This window comes from Cellvibrio fibrivorans, from assembly GCF_031457055.1.
Taxonomy (GTDB): Bacteria; Pseudomonadota; Gammaproteobacteria; order Pseudomonadales; family Cellvibrionaceae; genus Cellvibrio; species Cellvibrio fibrivorans.
The window spans coordinates 447199-466874 of the sequence record NZ_JAVDVX010000004.1 but is presented as its reverse complement, the minus strand read 5'-3'; the positions used below and the strand labels follow the sequence as shown (position 1 = coordinate 466874).

11 protein-coding genes are annotated in these 19676 nt (G+C 47.0%); 9 read left to right on the top strand and 2 right to left on the bottom strand.

The features are described 5' to 3' along the window. The first annotated feature begins 1 nt into the window (after position 1). The 4 genes from J2X05_RS13225 to J2X05_RS13210 all read left to right on the top strand — a co-directional run bounded on the left by J2X05_RS13225 (position 2) and on the right by J2X05_RS13210 (position 4294). A complete protein-coding gene (locus tag J2X05_RS13225; protein WP_310073187.1) occupies positions 2-1192 on the top strand; it encodes an ABC transporter permease in 1191 nt (396 codons plus the stop codon). A gap of 30 nt (positions 1193-1222) precedes the next feature. Then, positions 1223-1936 (top strand): hypothetical protein, encoded by a 714-nt coding sequence (locus J2X05_RS13220; RefSeq protein WP_310073185.1) that lies wholly within the window; start codon positions 1223-1225, stop codon positions 1934-1936. A 225-nt stretch (positions 1937-2161) separates the two neighbouring features. Then, the gene (locus J2X05_RS13215; RefSeq protein ID WP_310073183.1) at positions 2162-3076 is read left to right on the top strand and encodes a trypsin-like serine protease; all 915 of its coding nucleotides are present in this window, start codon (positions 2162-2164) and stop codon (positions 3074-3076) included. A 177-nt stretch (positions 3077-3253) separates the two neighbouring features. Then, complete coding sequence (locus tag J2X05_RS13210) at positions 3254-4294, top strand: LacI family DNA-binding transcriptional regulator (RefSeq protein ID WP_310073181.1); 1041 nt, start codon at positions 3254-3256, stop codon at positions 4292-4294. A 344-nt stretch (positions 4295-4638) separates the two neighbouring features. On the opposite strand, the gene J2X05_RS13205 is transcribed toward J2X05_RS13210, so the two are convergent. Together J2X05_RS13205 and J2X05_RS13200 are read right to left on the bottom strand one after the other, a co-directional pair. Then, a complete protein-coding gene (locus tag J2X05_RS13205; protein WP_310073179.1) occupies positions 4639-6105 on the bottom strand; it encodes an MFS transporter in 1467 nt (488 codons plus the stop codon). A 167-nt stretch (positions 6106-6272) separates the two neighbouring features. Further along, a complete protein-coding gene (locus J2X05_RS13200; RefSeq protein ID WP_310073177.1) occupies positions 6273-8672 on the bottom strand; it encodes a glucan 1,4-alpha-glucosidase in 2400 nt (799 codons plus the stop codon). Positions 8673-9185: 513 nt separating this feature from the next. Here J2X05_RS13200 and J2X05_RS13195 point away from each other — a divergent pair. The 5 genes from J2X05_RS13195 (at position 9186) to J2X05_RS13175 (ending at position 19631) form a co-directional block, all read left to right on the top strand. Beyond that, positions 9186-10808: an alpha-glucosidase family protein gene (locus tag J2X05_RS13195; RefSeq protein WP_310073175.1), complete on the top strand. Its 1623-nt coding sequence runs from the start codon at positions 9186-9188 to the stop codon at positions 10806-10808. Between the two features lie 399 nt (positions 10809-11207). Further along, positions 11208-14087: a TonB-dependent receptor gene (locus J2X05_RS13190; protein ID WP_310073173.1), complete on the top strand. Its 2880-nt coding sequence runs from the start codon at positions 11208-11210 to the stop codon at positions 14085-14087. 106 nt (positions 14088-14193) lie between these two features. Then, positions 14194-15714, top strand: coding sequence for a tryptophan halogenase family protein (locus J2X05_RS13185; RefSeq protein WP_310073171.1), 1521 nt, complete (start codon positions 14194-14196; stop codon positions 15712-15714). 19 nt (positions 15715-15733) lie between these two features. Then, positions 15734-17650 (top strand): glycoside hydrolase family 13 protein, encoded by a 1917-nt coding sequence (locus J2X05_RS13180; RefSeq protein WP_310073170.1) that lies wholly within the window; start codon positions 15734-15736, stop codon positions 17648-17650. 103 nt (positions 17651-17753) lie between these two features. Beyond that, positions 17754-19631, top strand: a complete 1878-nt coding sequence (locus J2X05_RS13175; protein WP_310073169.1) for an alpha-amylase family glycosyl hydrolase — start codon at positions 17754-17756, stop codon at positions 19629-19631. The last annotated feature ends 45 nt before the right edge of the window (positions 19632-19676 follow it).

Here is a 19676-nt window from a genome sequence, read left to right as displayed (position 1 = left end):
CATGTTTAATTCAATCGCGCAAATTATTGTTATTACGCTGATGAACCTGCGCAATTTACCACAGCGTTTGGGTACCTCATCCGTTGCGGTATTTGGTGTGGCCTGTGTGGTGGGGGTGTTTATCGGCGTGCTCTCCATGGCGAGCGGTTTTCAACGCACCATGGTCAGTGCCGGTGCGGAGGATGTATTAATTATGATGCGTGCCGGTGCAACTTCCGAAATGAGCAGCGGCATGGGTTATGATCAAACACAATTGATTGCCAATTTACCCGGTATCGCCAAACTCGATGGTAAGCCCTTGAGTTCGCCGGAATTATTTGTGATTGTCGATATCCCCATGCGCACCAAAGACAGCAATGCCAATGCGCCGCTGCGCGGCGTGGAGCCCATGGCATTTGAAGTGCGCAATTCATTTAAAATTATTGAAGGGCGCAATTTTGAGCCGGGTAAAAATGAATTAATTGTCGGGCGCGGCGCGCAAAAACAATTCGCCAATCTCAATGTGGGTTCAGTGGTTAAATTTGGCCAAACGGAATGGACAGTCGTGGGCGTATTTGAATCTGGCGGGGGCTTGGCTGAGTCAGAGTTGTGGTGTGATGCAAAAATTTTGCAGAACGCCTATCGCCGTGGTAACAGCTATCAAATTGTGCGCGTCAAACTCGACGATAAAAAGTCAATGGACACTGTTAAAGAAGCTATTGCTGCTGATCCAAAATTTAATCTCGATGTAAAACGTGAGACTGATTATCTCGCCGAGCAATCGGAACCCTTGAGTAAATTTATCAAAATGGTCGGCTATCCACTCGCATTCCTGATGGCACTGGGCGCAATTTTTGGTGCGGTCAATACCATGTACACCTCGGTTGCCAATCGCACCCGCGAAATTGCCACCCTGCGTGCCATCGGTTTTGGTGCAACCCCGGTTGCTATCTCAACGCTGGTAGAGTCGCTGGTGCTGGCGGTCATCGGCGGCGTAATTGGTTCGGTCATTGTGTATTTTATCTTTAATGGCTACACCGTATCGACCCTGAATTTCGCCAGTTTTAGCCAAGTGGTATTTGATTTTGCAGTAACACCCGATCTACTGGTGCAAGGTGTTATTTTTGCTACGGTCATAGGTTTTATCGGGGGTTTCTTTCCTGCTATTCGTGCTGCGCGGTTACCTGTGGCTACGGCATTGCGTGAGGTGTAAGAGGAATTTTATGAATAAAGGAGCTGTTATATGAAAATAAATGTGTTGCTGTTGAGTGTTGTCTTTTTTTCCGGTTGTGCGTCACAGCCAGAGAAAAAAAGTGTGAGCCTTAATTCAATTGAATATTCGGAGTTGACCTATGTTGATGCCGAAAAAATTGACAAAGTTGTAGTTAAAAACGCTGAGGCATTTAAGCAGTTTAATAAAGTGATTCTGTTTGCAACGCAATTTGATAAGTTAAAATTGACCGAGGAGACAGATAAAAAACTTGCCTATAACTGGAGCGAATCCACATGGGAAGAGATGGACGAAATCTGCCAGCATCTGGACGATCTCGCCCAAAAAATCTTTCGCGAAGGTGACGAATTTGTGCCAGTTAAACGCGGTGGCGATGATGTGCTGGCGATTCAATTCACACTGGTTAGTTTTATGCCCTACTCACAGCGACACAAGGATGCGGGCATGGATACGGTCGGTATCCAAAGTAATAATTCCGGCATTGGTTTGATTACAGTGCGCGGTGTACTGGCGAATGCAAAATCGGGCGAGTTAGTGGCGGTGATTGAAGACACCATGGAGGTGAATTCACGCACAGCTAGCATGGGTAATTTGGCCAGTATTCAAGATAGTAGTAACAAAGCAGCACAGAATTTGGCGTGGCGCACGGCGTTTCGTCATTTCCTTGGTAACCTGCATAACGAGTTAACCACCCTCAAATATGCCCAAATTGCCCAGCAGCAATGAGCTGCCTCCCTTCCACGTATGTGAAGGGGTGATATCACATCACCACTACTGTTTCTCGCGTTTTTTATGTATGGATGTTGTGGCGGGTGGAGGGAAATTTGTTTTTTAACATAGCTTGTGCAACTAAATTTAATCGCGTTATATTTTGCGCCCTGATGCGGTTCGGACAATTTTACGGAAGAATCATAAGTTTCAGGCAACATTCAAAGGAATAAGGAATTTATTATGAAAGTAGTTGCAAGTTTGTTAGTGGCCGCGCTGAGCGTGCCTGTCTCTGCGGGGCTTATTCGTCACGATACCCCCGATTCCTGGTACACCGGCTTTGCAGGTGATCCTGCCTTCAGCGGGGTGGGGTTGATTATTGGTGATACAGCTGATTCGCCATACTCCTGCAGCGGGACCGTAATCAATAAAAATTGGGTGCTCACCGCCGGCCACTGTGTTAATCAAGCGCAGGCCATGTCCTTCTATTTGCAAGATGATACCGGTTGGCGCTTTTACGAAGCCGATTCCTGGGTCGCGCATGAAAGCTATAGCGATGCCAATTTATTCGCCGGTTGGGATATAGGGCTGATGCATTTTGAAACCGATTTTGATGTGGCGCCCGCACAGCTTTATACCGGCAGCAATGAGCGGTTTAATTTATCAGCCAGTGCGGGTTTTGGTTACACTGGTACTGGTGATACAGGTATGCAATTCATCGATTATCAGCGTCGTGCAGGCACTAATATTGTCGATTATCTCTGGTCAGAAGAAGGCAGCGGTGAGCAAATCCTCTGGTCAGACTTCGATCATCCCACCGATGCAACCTATAACGCCTTTGATTTTTTAGGCGTGGATTTTGATGATCTGGCAACGGTGCTGGAAATCATGATTGCACCGGGCGACTCGGGTGGCGGCGTCTTTGTTCAAGAAAATGGCCAAACCTATTTGGCTGGTGTGCATTCTTTTATCAGCGACTTTAGCAATAATGGTATGTTCGGTTACGGCGACGCCTATGGCTCAACGCGGGTAAGCGGTTTTATCGATTGGATCAATGGCAAGATCGCCGCTCATGAGGTGCCAGAATCCGGTAGTGGCCTGCTTGTTCTGATCGGCCTGCTTGGGTTGTTGGCGCAGCGAATGCGCAAACAAGGCTAAGTACTGCTGCGTTATTGTCTTCTCAAAGCCACTTTCACGAGTGGCTTTTTTATTGCCGGGTTTGGCGTTTTACCCGCGCTGTACGTAAAAAGGGGGTTGATGTAGTATCACCCCCTATTGCAACCAAAGCTAAAACAACAATTACAACAAAAATGGATCACCGCGAGGGTCAACGAGTTGAAAGACGATAAACCCACATCCTTTGATATTGCCTTCCGCGCCGGCGTGTCCCAGTCCACGGTTTCGCGCGCTCTACGCAATAGCCCTTTGGTCAATGAAGAAACCCGTCTAAAGGTTCAGCAAATTGCGCGTGAACTTAATTACAAAGTGGATAAAAACGCGAGCAGCTTACGCTCTCAACAGACTAAAACGATTGCGCTTTTATTGTGCGAAGATCAGGGCACAGGCACATCATTAATCAATCCTTTTTTTCTATCTATGCTTGGTAGTATCACTCGCGCGACAGCCAAACGTGGCTTTGATTTATTGATTTCCTTTCAACAATTTAGTGAAGATTGGCATGCGGATTATGAAGATGCCAACCGTGCCGATGGTATTATCTTTTTGGGTTATGGCGATTACGAAACCTTCGTTAAAAAACTAACTTACCTCACAGAAGTGGGTGCGCACTTTATTACCTGGGGACCAGTGCTGGAAGGTCAGCCAGGTGTGTCGATTGGCTGCGATAATTTCAATAGTGCCTACAACGCGGCAAAACATTTGTTATCGCTCGGGCGAAAAAATATCGCTTTCCTCGGCGATGTGTCCGAGCACAGCCCGGAGTTTGCCGACCGTTATCATGGCTTCTGCAAAGCGCTGCAAGAAGCTGGTATTGAAGTAAACCCAAAGTTGCAAGTTGCTGCAGAGACATCGGAGGAAGAAGGTTACAAAGCTACGCTAAGTTTGCTGCAGCGTCGCTTGCCTTTTGATGCAATTTTTGGCGCGAGCGATTTAATTGCGATAGGTGCAATGAAAGCGTTGGAAGAAGCGGGCATGCATATCCCGAATGATGTCGCCGTGATGGGCTTTGACGATATTCCCATGGCCTCCTACACCCATCCACCGCTCTCCACCGTGCAACAAGACACACTGCTCGCCGGAGAGTTATTGGTAGAAAATTTATTGCTGCTGGTTGATGGCGAAAGACCTGAGTCGATGTTGTTGCCAGCGAAATTAATGGTGCGTGGTTCCTGCGGTGCTAAGCCGGTTAAGAAATAAGTGACAAGGAATGTTGATTTAATATGAAATATTACAAATGGACATGTTGGCTTTTTGCGATAGTAATATTCGGGGTGATTAAAACTTTTGAATATTTGGGTTTCGATAGAGGAATTATCAATCAAGTTTTATTTTTTAGTGGGCTTATTGTTTTTTTTTGCTGGAATGTTGTTTTTGTTAATAAAATCTATACGGCTTGATAAAAAATCAAAAGAAAGTAACGCAAGAGTTAATCAGGGATTAAAAAAGCTTGAACGTATAACTAAAGAGTAGTTGGCAATATTTTTGCATTCTGCAATACGGATTTAATTCCTGTCCCGTATCGCAGAATATACATAATTGTATTAATGCCCCTGCGCCACCAAATCCCCTTCCTCTCCCGCATCTCGCACAAAATACACAGAAATCGCGCCGAGAACCATGCACACACCGGCGAGTACTAAAATATAAATCGCCTCGTTGTTAAATACATATTTCAAAATTTGCCCTGCTACCAAACCCGACACAATTTGCGGTGCAGCAATGGTGAAATTAAAAATTCCCATATACACACCGGTTTTATCGGCTGGTAATGAGCCTGCAAGAATTGCGTAGGGCATGGCGAGAATAGCGGCCCAGGCGACGCCGACGCCGATCATGGGAATTAATAAATCCAGTGCGCCCTGCGGAACATCCACTTCGGTCAACCACAAATTCACATGCACCACTTCGGCGTTTTGGAATAATAAAAAACTCATATAGCCCAAACCACCGGCGAGCAGTGAAAGCGAGTAAGTGAGTTTGCGGCCAATGCGATTGGCGATGCGTGTAAGCACGATTGAAAATAGCGCGGCAAATAATGAATAGGCAGCAAAAATAATTCCTACCCAATCACCTGCTGCACCTTTTGCGGCAGCAATTTCTGGGGGGATTACATCGAGCGAATGCAAATAATCTGCGTCAAACCATTTGGCTTCTATGCCCCAAATATATTGGGTGATGGCGGGTGTGGTGTAGACCCACATAATAAATAATGAAAACCAGGAGAAAAATTGCACCACGGCAAGTTGGCGCATAGTTTTTGGCATATTGATAAATAATTGCCAGAAGTTGGCGAGGCGTGTTCCCAGCGATGGTTTAACACTTGGCACCGCGGCTGCGGTTAAGCCTTTATAGCGGTTGTAATCGGCCGGTGCATATTCCTTTGTGCGAATAACTGTCCAGAGTACAGTGAGAAATAATGCGCTGGCGCCGATATAAAACGCCCAGGTAACCGTAGGAGCGACTTCGCCTTTGGGGGCCGTATTTTCCAGGCCGATAATATTGGTGAGCACAAACGGCAGTATAGAGCCGATTACCGCGCCGATATTAATCAGCAGTGCCTGAATGGAGTAGCCGAGTGTGCGCTGCTCATTGGGTACCATATCCGCAACCAACGCGCGGAAGGGTTGCATGGTCACATTAAATGCGCCGTCCATTAACGCCAGCATCAGTCCACCAAATAACATGGGAGTGATGAATGCAACAAAGAGCGATGCGTTGGGCATTAATAACATGCCGGTTGCGGCAGCAATTGCGCCGCCGAGAATGTAAGGGCGACGACGGCCAACACGGTTCCAGGTGCGATCCGAGGCGGCGCCGACGATGGGTTGTACCAGCAAACCCATAATGGGTGCGGCGAGCCAGAAGAGTGAGAGCGAATGCAAATCAGCACCAAGATCGGAGAGCACGCGGCTGACGTTGGCGTTTTGCAGTGCAAATCCGAGTTGCACCCCTAAGAAGCCGAAACTGACGTTCCAGACTTGCCAGAAAGGAAGGGTAGGTTGTTTCATCGTGTATCGCCTTTGTTAGCGTTAATTTTGTTGTTATTACTGATGTTTATTTTTTTGCGTTGCTATTTTTATTTAAAAGCAAATCCCGTTTTCAATAATATTGAAAACGGGATTCTTGTTTTTACTCATATCCAGGCAGTGCCTGGATATGAGGATAATTGAAGAAATTATTTTACATAGCGCGCTTCAGTGCTCGCATTTCTGTCCCAGACTTTGCCATCGCTATAGCTGCGTAATAATTTCACGTATTCCGCGTGGGTCCAGGCGAGTGGTGTTGCGCCGTTGGTGCCTTCGCCGATTTGATAATTATAGGTGGCATTACTGCCGACACCATCCCAAACTTGCTCAGGTAACATCATGCCTTGGTTGGCAAACAGTTCCATGGCTTTTACATAGGTGTTGCGCAGTTTTTCTATATCGGAGCCGCCTTTGGTTTTTGCCAATTGCAATTCATAGTGACCGCGTTCCCCGGTAAAAATTGGCCATACACGTCCGCGCCCCTGGCTGGAGTTATTAGCTTCCATATAGCCCAAGCCGGTTGCCATATCTTCACCGTAGCCATCGATACCGTAACGGCGCCAGCCGGGAAAACTGCCTTCAATGCCGGGGAAGGTAAATTCGTATTTGGTGCGCAATAAATCCGGCAGTTTTACGTTGTCATATTCAGGCAAGGTTTCGAGAATTTTTGCATCGTTTGCGGCGCGCACACCATAGCGCACCAATTCCAAAAATCCGCCATCGATGACTTGCGATTCATCGGCAATGACTTGTGCGTTACTGGTACCCAGCGCTGAGTGATCATTTGGGTCTTCATTGGCGTTAATGCGCAGATAATAACTGCCATTGCCTTGTTCACCTGTGAGCGAACCTGCGGTAGTGTAAGTGCGGGCTTCCAGATCGCTGGCATATTTATCGGCGGCGGCGAAATATTTTGTTGCGCCTTCGGTGTCACCTGCCTGTGTTGCTATGTCGCCCGCAGAAACCAGCCCGGCAATAACAGCGGCGATAGTGGAGGGCGAATAACCCTGTTGTTCTTCCCAGCGCTCTTGCTGCGTGTAGGGTGGTTTGATGCTGGTATCATTCCACATAATTTTGACGGCACCGCCATTCACCAAAAAATCCGCTGCAGGTTTCAGCATTTTTTGATACCAGCTGGAAATATCCGCATCGCTCAAAATGCCCTCTTTCCATAAACGCCAGCCGAGCATAATGGGCATACCGGTTTGGTCGAGTTGCACACCTACCCATTCCGGCTCGCCATCCACGTGAGTTTTTTGCAAAAACCAACCGGGTGTGCCGCTATAACCGGCAATTTTTTCGCTCGCTTGCACTTGTTGTAAATACTCAAAGGCAATGCGCGGTGATTGGGTGTCGCCCAGTGCGAGCATTGCCATGGCGACTTGATAAAAATCGCGCGGCCATACGGCTTTGTAGCCTGTTGCCGATTTTTCTGCGGGCTTGGTGTCGCCCCAGGGGTTGGAAAGTGATGCGATAAATGCACCAGCGTGGGTTTTATCTTCTTGAGCTTTCAACACCATGGCGCTGGTGTAAAGTAATTTACCGTTATCCGTTGCGGTGGTGGATAATTTTTCCAGCGCGGGGAGTGATTGTAAAAAATCCTGCCAGCCAATCGCAGCGCCCTCGCCGTTGTAATGCGCGAGTACTTTGTCATAGCCGGTGGCGAGGGTTTTCTCGGCAGCGGCGGTACTTTCTGTTGGGCTTTTACCAAAACCCAACACCAAATCCCACTGCGCGTTTTCACCATTTTTTACGGCAGGCATTTGCAATGCAAAGGCGACATTGCCTTTGTCTGCACCAGTCGTCGAATAGGTTTTGGTGAGCTCACCCGTTTGTTTTACTTCGCTAATACCATCGGAAATTCCCTCAAAACCTACTGCGCTTTGCACTGCTGCTACACTGGTTTTTAATGACATGCTGCTATTGCCATCGGTTGCGGTCCACACACCGTCGCTGAAATTGGCGCTGTCATTACTGCCGGTATTGGCGATGGCGGGATTCACATAAATGTAAGGGATTATGCCATCGGTAAATGCGCGGAAAACAACGCGCATCATTAAGCTTTGTGAATCGGGATCAGTAAAAATATGTTTTTCAATTTCATATTTTCCGTCTTTATCTTTATTCACGATTTTGTAGGCGAGGGATTGCGGGCGGCCCAGCGCATCGGTTTTTAAATATTCAATGGTTGAAATAGTGTCTTTCTTTTCTTCATCGAGAAACGTATCGCCCTTGATAAAAAATTGCAGCTCCTGCAATTGCGCTTCGTGAATCAATCCATACATGGTTTCGGTAAGGACACCCTGCGCAACAGAAAACCAGACTTTTGAAATGGCGCCACTTGCGCCCGAGTCACTGTAAGCGCCATTGGTATATTGTTCAAAGGAAGTGCCAATACCGGTCTTGCCAGCATAGGCCCATACCGATGGGGCACCGGGCGCGCCGGGCGCGACTGAATCGGCGGGAGCACTAGAGCTTGTCGATGAGTGATCTGAACAGGCGGATAACAACAGGCTGCTGATAATCAGCGTTAATAGATTTTTTTTCATGACAAGTCTCTCGTGTTTTATGCCGGTGGCGGGTGTTAAGTGACAGCTAGTTGAGTTATTTATATTGTTAACTTACTTGTCATGGCTGTTTGTGCGGCGATGTAGCGCATTGATATAAGCACTAACCGTCATAGCAGAAATGACTATTTCGTCACCTTAGGCCTTGACTAGAATCAACTCAAGTGCGTGCATACGTATTCAGCCTGCATACGTATTCAGCCTGCATACGTATTCAGCCTGCATACGTATGCAGGAAAGAGTAGTTCAGGTTTTTTCAGTCTGCGTGAATAATTGGTGGTTTATGAATACGTATTCTATGGTTTTTGCAATGCAAAAAACTGGCTTGGCGACTTGCATACGTATGTAGTCACTTGGCGAAAAAATATTGCTCGCGTATGTTGTTGCTATGTAAGTTACTACGCAATACGAACATCGCAGTTCTCGTTTTAGTGCTGTAGTTGTTTTTATAGCAACTCCGGTGTTCATGAGATCAATAACAAGAGATTCAATCAGATGACAACAACTCCCTGGTGGCGCGGTGCGGTGGTATATCAGGTATATCCACGCAGTATGATGGACGCCAACAATGATGGCATAGGTGATATCCCCGGTATTATCAGCAAACTCGACTACATCGCGAGCCTTGGGGTGGATGCGATTTGGGTGTCGCCATTTTTTAAATCGCCGATGAAAGATTTTGGTTACGACATCAGTGATTACCGCGATATAGATCCAATTTTTGGCACGCTTGCCGACTTTGATGAATTGATTGCTAAAGCGCATGCGCGTGGTATTAAAATTATTATCGACCAGGTGTTGAGCCACACCTCTGACCAGCACGCCTGGTTTTTGGAAAGCCGTGAATCGCGCGACAATCCTAAATCTGACTGGTATGTGTGGGTTGATCCCAATCCCGATGGCACGCCACCGAATAATTGGCTGTCCATTTTTGGCGGCTCAGCCTGGGAGTGGGAGCCGCGTCGCTGCCAATATTTTTTACATAATTTTTTAAAATCCCAACCCGATGTAAATTTCCACTGTGCCGCTGTGCGCCAGCAAATATTGGATGAAGTGGAATTCTGGTTAAAGCGCGGTGTGGATGGCCTGCGTCTGGACGCAATTAATTTCTGCTTCCACGATAAAGAATTGCGCTCCAACCCGGTAAAACCCGAGGATGAGCGCAAAGGGCGCGGCTTCTCATTGGATAATCCCTACGCCTTCCAAAAACATGTTTACGACAATACCCGCCCGGAAAATATTGCGTTTTTGGAAAATTTACGTGCCTTGATGGATCGCTATCCAGGCACAGTGACCCTCGGTGAAATTTCTGCCGACGACTCGCTCAAAACCATGGCGGAATACACTGCCGGTAATTCGCGTTTGCACATGGCGTATAGTTTTGAATTGTTAGTGGATAAATTATCTGGCTCCTATATTCGCGAAACTGTGGAGACGCTGGAGAAAAATTTATCGGAAGGCTGGCCTTGCTGGGCGATTGGCAACCACGATGTGCGCCGTTTTATGTCGCGCTGGGGCGGAAAAGAACAGTCACCGCAATTAGCTAAAACACTCAATGCACTTTTATTATCACTGCGCGGCAGTGTGTGCAGTTATCAAGGTGAAGAATTGGGTTTAACCGAAGCGGAAATTGCGCAGCATGAATTGCAAGATCCCTACGGCATTACCTTCTGGCCGCGTTTTAAAGGTCGCGATGGCTGCCGTACACCTATGCCATGGAATCACACAGAAGCGCATGCCGGTTTTTCGCAAGCACAAACCTGGCTGCCAATTCCCGCTGCACACAAAGAGCGTGCAGTTAGCCTGCAGGAAGATGATAAGAGTTCAATACTGAATGCGTATCGGACCTTTATGCACTGGCGTAAACAACAACCCTGTTTGCGTTTAGGCGACATTCAGTTCGTTGCGGCAGCGGAGGATTATTTGGTATTTACCCGCAGTTTTGGTAACGAAAAATTGCTTTGTGCATTTAACTTTTCCGCGAATGCACAAACTATTTCACTCGATGGCAGCTACCATTTGGAAAAAATGGAAGGTCACGGTTGCCATTCAGTGGTTACCCAAAGTAACAATTTGTTAGTGCCGGGTTATGCCACAGTAATTTCCCGCGTGGTCTAGTGTTTGTTTTGTCTTTAGTTGTTCTCCTTGTCGTTAGTCTCGCTTGATAGAGGGCTTTATGCCCTCTTTTTTTAATTTCCATTTCAGTTTTTTCGTTCAGCTTCGTTATTGCTATCTGCACTTTAAACATTTTTGTTTATTTGATTTTCGTTTTTGAAACGTTGGATTGAAAAAATTAATCAACTAGGCTTATGCGGGAGGCAGGGAAATAAAGAATCATTGCAGAGTGAAAAGTAAATGCATACGTATGCTGTGTTTTGAATACGTATGCATTCTATTGTGAGAGGTGCTCCCTAAGGCCTACTATCATTTTAGCGACAGAACCCTCTGTACAGCGTATAGATAAGTTGTTGTACGCATAATGTTAAAAATAAAAGATAGCTTCGCGGAGAGAAAATCATGAAGAAACACAAGTTTAACCACATGCTGGCATTAGCGACCACTATGGCGCTGGTGTCTGGCTCGCAGACGGTGTATGCGCAGCAAGCAGCGGCAGAAGTGGAAGAAATTACCGTTACCGGTTATCGTGCTACTGTATTAAATTCTATTGATACCAAGCGCCAATCTGACGTAGTTGCTGACGTTGTTGATGCATCTGCGGTGGGTTCATTGCCACAAGTATCGATTGCTGACGCCTTGGGTCGTATCCCTGGTGTAACTACCGTGCGCGATTCCGGTCAATCATCGCAATTGAATATTCGCGGTATGAATGGCGACTTTATTCAAACTACATTGAATGGCCGCGAGCAAGCGACTACCAGTTCTTACACTGAAAGCTTGCGTTGGATGTCATTCGACCAATATCCCGCTGAATTAATTAGTCAGGCGGCGGTATATAAATCACCTAAAGCATCGCACATTGAAGGCGGTGTTGCGGCAGTTGTTGAACTCAAAACCGTTAACCCATTGCAAGCAGCGAAAGAGCATAACTTCAATGCTGGCGTACGTTTGTCGCATAACGATGATGCGACTGGCGATACCGGTGGTGAGCGTTATAGCCTCTCTTACCAAGGCAAATTTTTGGATGACACTTTCGGTGTGGCGCTGGGTTATTCCAGCCTGACGCAACCGAACAACTTTGACGGTTCGCGCGCCGCAGCCGATGGCCAGATTGGTTATGCTTCGGCCAATTCTGATTTTGCCCGCGCCTATCAATTCCAAACCGGTTACGGCGATGACCAGCGCGATGCATTTATGCTGACCACTGTGTTCCAACCAAACGATTTTTTCAAAGCGCAATTGGATTATTTTAAATCCGAATTTGAATCCGAAGATAAACGCCACGGTGTGACCGTAGGTGGTTTGTCGAATGCCACTGCCACCAATGGTGTGATCAGTATTGGTAATCCGAAAACCACCGGTGATTCTTCCCCCTGGATTGAAGCACGTACCGAAGACCAATCCACCAATGCTGATTCAGACAGCCTGGGCTTGAATCTGGAATTTAATCTTACCGATACCACCACGCTCACACTGGATTACACCGACAGCAAAGGCGATAAAACGCGTAAAGATCGTTTGGCGTCCATGCACGCCTATCAATTCGGTACCGCCACTGGCAACTTGAATGGTGCAAGCGTGACGGGTGCAACTTGGGAAGAGTTGGCTGGCCAAACTATTTCCATCACCGAGAACGGTGAAAAAACGCCGACGATTTCATTCAACAATCCTGACTTGCTGACCAGTTCCAATATGCGTTTGTCGCGCTACGAAGAATATCCACATGTTTACACCGACGAAGTGGAAAGTTTCAAAGCCGATCTGAAACAAGAACTGGAAATGCCGTTGATCAAATCTGTCGAAGCAGGCGTGCGTGTTTCCGAGCGTGTGTTTGATTCACGTCGCGGTACCTTCCTTTACGGTGCGCGCGATGGTCAATTCCGTTATGTCGATGGCAATGGCAACTGGCAATCTTACTGCGCTGACAATATCACCGAACCTTTCCTCGAGTGTCAGCCACAAGAAATTGATGGCTTTGTTTCTGTAGGTTCAGTTGATGGTGCACCAGATCACTTCGTTGTGAACATGCAAGGCTTGGCCGATGATCTTTTTGGCCCGGGTAATTATCAAGGTAAGCAAATATTCAGTCGCGATTGGACGTTTGTAGAGTCAGGTGCACTGGAAGAAAAAACCGAGGCATTCTACTTAATGGCCAATTTGGAAACCGCATTGGGCAGCGTTCCAGTGACCGGTAATATCGGTGTGCGTTATGTGAAATCCGATGTGAAATCCAAAGGTGTACAAAACGTCGGCGCTGGTAATGGCGAGCCAATTACCGATGATGTTGGTGTTACCCAAACCAACTACAAATACGTTGAGTACGGTCCTGAGTTTAGCGATACCCTGCCAAGCTTGAACCTGAATTTTGAATTGAGCGATAACGATGTATTGCGTTTTGCTGCGGCAAAAGTAATGGGCCGTCCGCCTGCTGGTCAATTAAAAGGTGGCGCAGGTTCCTGGAACGGTGGTGATCGCGGCGGCAACCAATACAACGTGTGGACCAAAGGTTCTCCATATCTGGATCCATTCCGCGCTAACCAACTTGATTTGTCTTACGAGCATTATTTTGACAATGGCGGTGCAGTGACTATTGCAGGCTTCTGGAAAGATATCGAAAGTCTGGTAGAAAATATTTCCTACAATCCAGCCATTCAACGCGACAGCAACGGCAACCCGGTGTTGGATGCAAATGGCCAGGTTGTTGTTACCGAAGACACACTGCCGATTTTCCAGGCAAATGGCTTGGAAATTCCAGCGGGTATGGTTGCAGGTACTTACCAAACTGCGGTGAACAACGAGAAGGGCGGTTATATTCGCGGTTTGGAATTGGCCGGTACTTATACCTTCGATACATTGCCCGGAATTTTTTCTGGCTTAGGTACCACAGCAAGCTATTCTTTCACTCAAAGTGAAATGGAAATTACCGGTGGCTCGCTGTTTACCGACAAGCTGTCATTGCCTGGTCTTTCTGAGAATGTGTGGTCGTTGACGGCATTCTGGGACATCGGCCAATTCAGCACTAACCTCAATATGCGTTATCGCGATGAGTATGTGTTGAATATGCCTGTACCCGGCAGTTCTACACCGGTGCTTGGCCAAGCCTACACCACTATGGATTATCAAGCGTCCTACGCGTTCGACAATGGTGTAGATGTGGTGTTTGAAATCACTAACCTGACGGATGAACCAGTGGTGTTGTCCTACGGCCAGGAAGGTCGTTTGGGCGAGTACAAAACCTTTGGTCGTCAGTACTATGTTGGTGTGAACTACAAGTTCTAACAGTCTGCAGTAACACTGGGAATTCCCAGCGGCAATCAGGAACCGCCCGTCGAGCCCACTTGACGGGCGGTTTTTTACTAAATGGCAGTGATGGATAGGTGTTGTTATGAATGGCAAACGTGTGTTGATTTTGGGTGGCGGTACGGCGGGTTGGATTACGGCGAATCTAATGGCGACCCATTGGCAAGACAAAGGCTTTGACATCACGTTGGTGGAATCACCGGACATCGGCATCATCGGTGTGGGCGAAGGCTCAACACCACCGTTAAAACATTTTATGGATGTGATTGGTGTTGATGAGCGCGAGTGGATGGCCGAATGCAAAGCCACTTACAAAACCGGCATCACCTTTAAAGACTGGTCAATCAAACCGGGATTCACCGACTATTTCCATCCGTTTTTATCGCAGCCCGATCAATTTAGCGCCCCCGCTTTTTTTCACAACAGCCATTTGCGTCGCAATGGTGTTGATCTGGAAGGTCATCCCAATCACTTTTTTTTAGCAACAGAATTAGCGCGGCAAAAATTAGCGCCTATTGCACCGCCCAATTTTCCGTTTGAAATTAATTACGGCTACCACTTTGATTCCTCGCTGCTGGGAAAATTTTTAGCCAGAGTCGCTGCGCGTAAAGGCGTGAAATATATTCAAGCGACTTTGCAGGAAGTGGTGTTGGGCGATGATGGCAGCATCAATTCACTTAAGATGCGCGATGGACAACAACTGAGTGCCGATATTTATGTTGACTGCACCGGCTTTAACAGCGAGTTGTTGCAAAAAGCGCTCAAGGTGCCGTTTATCAGTTGTGCTGATATCTTGTTTAATGATTCAGCCGTGGTATTCCCAACGCCCCAACAAGAGCAGATTGAAGTACAAACAATGGCGACTGCGTTGAAATACGGTTGGGCATGGAAAATTCCACTCACACACCGCAATGGTAACGGTTATGTCTATAGCTCGCGTTTTTGCGATAAAGACAAAGCAGAAACTGAATTCCGCACACATTTGAATTTATTGGATTCCGATATAGAAGCGCGGCATTTGAAATTCAAAGTGGGGCGCGTCGCAGAGCAATGGCATAAAAACTGTTTAGCCGTTGGCTTGGCGCAGGGTTTTATTGAGCCACTTGAAGCAACTGCATTGGATATGGTGCAAGAAACCGTTGCGCGTTTTATTGAGGCCTACAACAACGGCAATTACAGCGACCAATATCGTCAGGAGTTTAATAATCGCATTAATTTACGCTTTGATGCAGTGCGCGATTACATCGTCTGCCATTACCGCATTTCTTCGCGCACAGATACGGATTACTGGATTGAAAATGGCCGCAATGAAAAAATTTCCAATTCCTTGCGCTCTATTTTGACGAGTTGGATGCAGGGTAAAAACATTACCGATGAGTTGGAGCGCCAAAAGCTCGATGCCTATTTCCCCAATGTATCCTGGAGCTGCCTGTTAGCGGGCAAAGGTATTTATCCAACCCAGGCGCAATTAAAACCGGGCAACGAATTGGCGCACCAATACGATCTGAACAATATTCATCGCTATATCCAGGGCTGCGCGCTGAATTTCAAGCCGCATATGGAGCAATTGGCCATGCTGGAAAAGGCAGCGATCAAAGCTGCATGATCAAGTAAGAGAAAAGAGCATGAACATAATAATTAAGGACCATTTCCCTATGCATAAACCTTCTCTTTCTGGATTGCTGGTTCTGCTCTGTACATTGCTATTTTCCTATCCGGTAGTGGCGGAGGGCAACAGTGCAGTAGAAGAAAATCGCCATGCGATCAAACATTTCGAACCCGCCAATTGGTGGGTGGGTATGAACTACCATCAGGTAGAGTTGATGGTGCACGGCGATAATATCAGCGCAACGCAACCGCAGATTAATTATCCCGGCGTGCAGATCCTTTCCGTTGTGAAAACGGATAACCCCAATTATTTATTTGTCACTATCGATATTGCCGCGCATACCAAACCTGGAAAATTTCCCATTGAATTTCAGCATGATGGAAAAATCCAAAGCCGTTTTGAATATGAATTACTTGCGCGCGGAAAAAATTCTGCACAGCGACAAGGTTTTTCAGCGAAAGATGCCATTTATTTAATTACCCCGGACCGCTTCGCGAATGGTGATACTAAAAACGATGCCGTTGCCGGATTAACCGAGCAGCCAGATCGGACGTTTAAAGGCGGCCGTCACGGTGGTGATATTGCCGGAATTGCGCAACATCTGGATTACATCGCGAATATGGGTTTTACCCAGATATGGCCCAACCCGCTGACTGAAAATAATCAGCCGCAATATTCCTATCACGGGTATGCCGCGACCAATTTGTATTTAACCGATGCGCGCTACGGCACCAATGAGGAATTCAAGCGCTTTGTCGCCAAGGCCAAACAAAAAGGTATGGGGGTGATCCAGGACATAGTGCTCAACCACATAGGTTCAAAGCATTGGTGGATGAATGATATGCCCGCAAAAGATTGGCTGAATTTTCCCGCTGAGTTTATTGCCACCAATCATCGCCGTACTACAGTGCAAGACCCCTACGCTGACCCTCAGGATAAAGAATTATTTGTCAGTGGTTGGTTTGTGAAGTCTATGCCTGATCTAAACCAGCGCAATCCACAGCTGGCGAATTATTTAATCCAGAATAGTTTGTGGTGGATTGAATACGCAGGTTTGAGCGGCATCCGCGAAGATACTTACGGTTATGCCGATGAACAATTTTTATCGCGCTGGGCAAAAGCGATCATGGATGAATATCCCAATTTTAATATTGTCGGTGAAGAGTGGAGCACCAACCCGGCAGTCGTTGCCCACTGGCAGCGCGGAAAAGAAAACAAAAGCGGCCATGTATCTCATATGCCGAGTGTAATGGATTTTCCAATCCACGAAACTCTACGCCAGGTACTACTGGAAGATGAGTCTTGGGATACGGGTTTTGTTCGGCTGTATGAAATGCTGGCCAATGATTTTGTATATGCCGATCCGTTTAATCTGGTTGTCTTTCCTGAAAATCACGATACCGCGCGCATCTACTCTGTATTAAATGAAGATCTCGACCTGTTCAAAATGGCAATGGTGTATACCGCTACCATGCGCGGGATCCCGCAATTTTATTATGGTTCGGAAGTATTGCTGACCAGCCCTAAAGAACGCGATGACGGTGCCGTGCGCGCGGATATGCCGGGTGGTTGGAAGGGCGATACCAAAAATGCATTTACCGGTACAGGATTAACTGCCAAAGAAAAAGAAAGTCAGCAGTTTATAAAAACACTGCTGAATTGGCGAAAAAATTCCGAGGTTATCCATCGCGGTAAGTTGCGCCACTATGCGCCGCAAAATGGTGTTTATGTATATGTACGCTACGTGGATGATAAAGCAGTAATGGTATTGCTCAATAAAAATAAGCAAGCGGTAACACATCCTTTACTCGCCTATCGAGCATTCCTGGATGGCAAGAAAAAAGCAGTTGATGTGCTCAATAAGCGCGAGGTGGATATTACCAAGCCATTGTCGCTTGCCGAAAAATCGTCGCTGATTATTGAGCTGCAATAGAATTGTTTTTACAACCCGTGGCGGTCAGCGTGCTGGCCGCTCTTAATTCCTCGTTCCCAAGTTCCGCTTGGGGACGCCCATCACTCCAACGCGTGAATATCAAATGAAAATCTTCTTGTTGGTAACCTTGATGTGCGTGGCTGTCATTGGCTGCACGCAAGTCGATAAAAACAAACATGTAAAATCCACTGCATCCGGGCAAGGTAAACCTGTTGTCTACCAAATCTTTACCCGCCTTTATGGCAACACCAATAGCACCAATAAACCCTGGGGCACCATTGAAGAAAATGGGGTGGGGAAATTTAATGATATTAATGAGGACGCGCTTAAATCGATTAAAGAATTAGGCGTAACCCACGTGTGGTACACCGGTGTGCCACACCATGCGGTGATCCGCGATTACACTGCCTACGGTATTAGCAATGATGATCCGGATGTAGTGAAAGGCCGCGCTGGTTCACCTTATGCAGTAAAAGATTATTACAACGTAAATCCCGACCTTGCCGAGAATCCCGCCAATCGTTTGCAAGAATTTGAAGCCTTGATTGCGCGCACCCATGCGCAGGGCATGAAAGTGATTATCGATATAGTGCCCAATCATGTGGCGCGTTCTTACCACTCATTAGGTAAACCTGCCGGTGTCGAAGATTTTGGTGCACGAGATAACACGCGTGTTGAATATGCGCGCGATAATAATTTTTATTATGTGGTGGGGGAGAATTTTAAAGTACCTGCTCCTCAAAATAATTATCGTCCGTTGGGTGGTGAAGTTCATCCACTTAGCGATGGCAAGTTTGTAGAAGCCCCCGCGAAATGGACTGGCAATGGCTCACGTCTCGCTCAGCCGAAATTTGATGACTGGTATGAAACGGTAAAAATTAATTATGGCGTTCGCGCAGATGGCAGCAAAGATTTTCCTGAGCTGCCTGCTGGCTATGCGCAAAAAAGTGTCATTGCCCACGCGCAATTCTGGCAGGGAAAATCGGTGCCGGATTCCTGGATTAAATTCCGCCAGATCGCCGAGTATTGGTTGGCTAAGGGTGTAGATGGTTTTCGCTTTGACATGGCGGAGATGGTACCAGTGGAATTTTGGAGCTATTTAAATTCTTCGATCAAACAAAAGAATCCTAATGCATTTTTATTGGCGGAGGTCTACAACCCGCAGGAATACCGCAATTATATCCGCTTGGGAAAAATGGATTATCTCTACGACAAAGTGGAAATGTACGATAGTTTAAAAGCGATTATGCAAGGTAAAGCCACGACGGATGTGATCGCCAGTGTGCAGGCACGCATGAGTGACATAGATGAACATATGTTGCACTTTTTGGAAAACCACGACGAGCAGCGCATTGCCAGCCCGGAATTTGCCGGTAGCGCTGAAAAAGCCAAACCGGCGATGGTGGTCTCGGCATTAATCAGTCGCTCGCCTACGATGGTGTATTTTGGTCAAGAAGTGGGGGAGGCGGGTGCACTGGAATCCGGTTTTGGCGATCCATCGCGCACTACCATTTTTGATTACGCGGGTGTGCCGGCGCACCAGCGTTTTATGAATGGCGGAAAATTTGATGGCGGTTTGTTATCGGCTAAAGAAAAAGAGCTGCGCGGGTTTTATCAACAACTATTAAACCTCTCACTGCAGCAGTCCGGTTTTGCGGGTAAATATTTGGAATTGCATACTCACAATCTCGCCCGGGCAAAGGGATATGATGACAAGGTGTTTTCTTTTGCCCGTTGGGATAAGCAACAGCGATGGCTAATTGTCAGCAACTTCAGCGCAATCGAGGCGCGCCAATTTGAGCTGCAGCTGCCTGTAGCACTGATGAAAGCCTGGGGCCTGCAACAGGGCAATTACATGATTGAGTCTCGCTTGGGCAAGCAAGCGAAACAGTTCAGTTTGCAGGTCAAGGGTGCTGCGGCCAGTGTAAGTTTAGGCTTGGCTCCTTTGGAGTCTCTGGTGCTGCAGTTAGCGGTTGACTAGCGGGTATTGCAGCGGATAAAAAATTTATTTTTTTAATAACATTGA

What these genes read in the sequence shown, in the direction of transcription:
- J2X05_RS13175 (WP_310073169.1), top strand. Translation starts at nt 17,754, where the DNA reads ATGAAAATCTTCTTGTTGGTAACCTTGATGTGCGTGGCTGTCATTGGC.
- J2X05_RS13180 (WP_310073170.1), top strand. Translation starts at nt 15,734, where the DNA reads ATGAACATAATAATTAAGGACCATTTCCCTATGCATAAACCTTCTCTT.
- J2X05_RS13220 (WP_310073185.1), top strand. Translation starts at nt 1,223, where the DNA reads ATGAAAATAAATGTGTTGCTGTTGAGTGTTGTCTTTTTTTCCGGTTGT.
- J2X05_RS13185 (WP_310073171.1), top strand. Translation starts at nt 14,194, where the DNA reads ATGAATGGCAAACGTGTGTTGATTTTGGGTGGCGGTACGGCGGGTTGG.
- J2X05_RS13225 (WP_310073187.1), top strand. Translation starts at nt 2, where the DNA reads ATGTTTAATTCAATCGCGCAAATTATTGTTATTACGCTGATGAACCTG.
- J2X05_RS13205 (WP_310073179.1), bottom strand. Translation starts at nt 6,105, where the DNA reads ATGAAACAACCTACCCTTCCTTTCTGGCAAGTCTGGAACGTCAGTTTC.
- J2X05_RS13200 (WP_310073177.1), bottom strand. Translation starts at nt 8,672, where the DNA reads ATGAAAAAAAATCTATTAACGCTGATTATCAGCAGCCTGTTGTTATCC.
- J2X05_RS13190 (WP_310073173.1), top strand. Translation starts at nt 11,208, where the DNA reads ATGAAGAAACACAAGTTTAACCACATGCTGGCATTAGCGACCACTATG.
- J2X05_RS13195 (WP_310073175.1), top strand. Translation starts at nt 9,186, where the DNA reads ATGACAACAACTCCCTGGTGGCGCGGTGCGGTGGTATATCAGGTATAT.
- J2X05_RS13215 (WP_310073183.1), top strand. Translation starts at nt 2,162, where the DNA reads ATGAAAGTAGTTGCAAGTTTGTTAGTGGCCGCGCTGAGCGTGCCTGTC.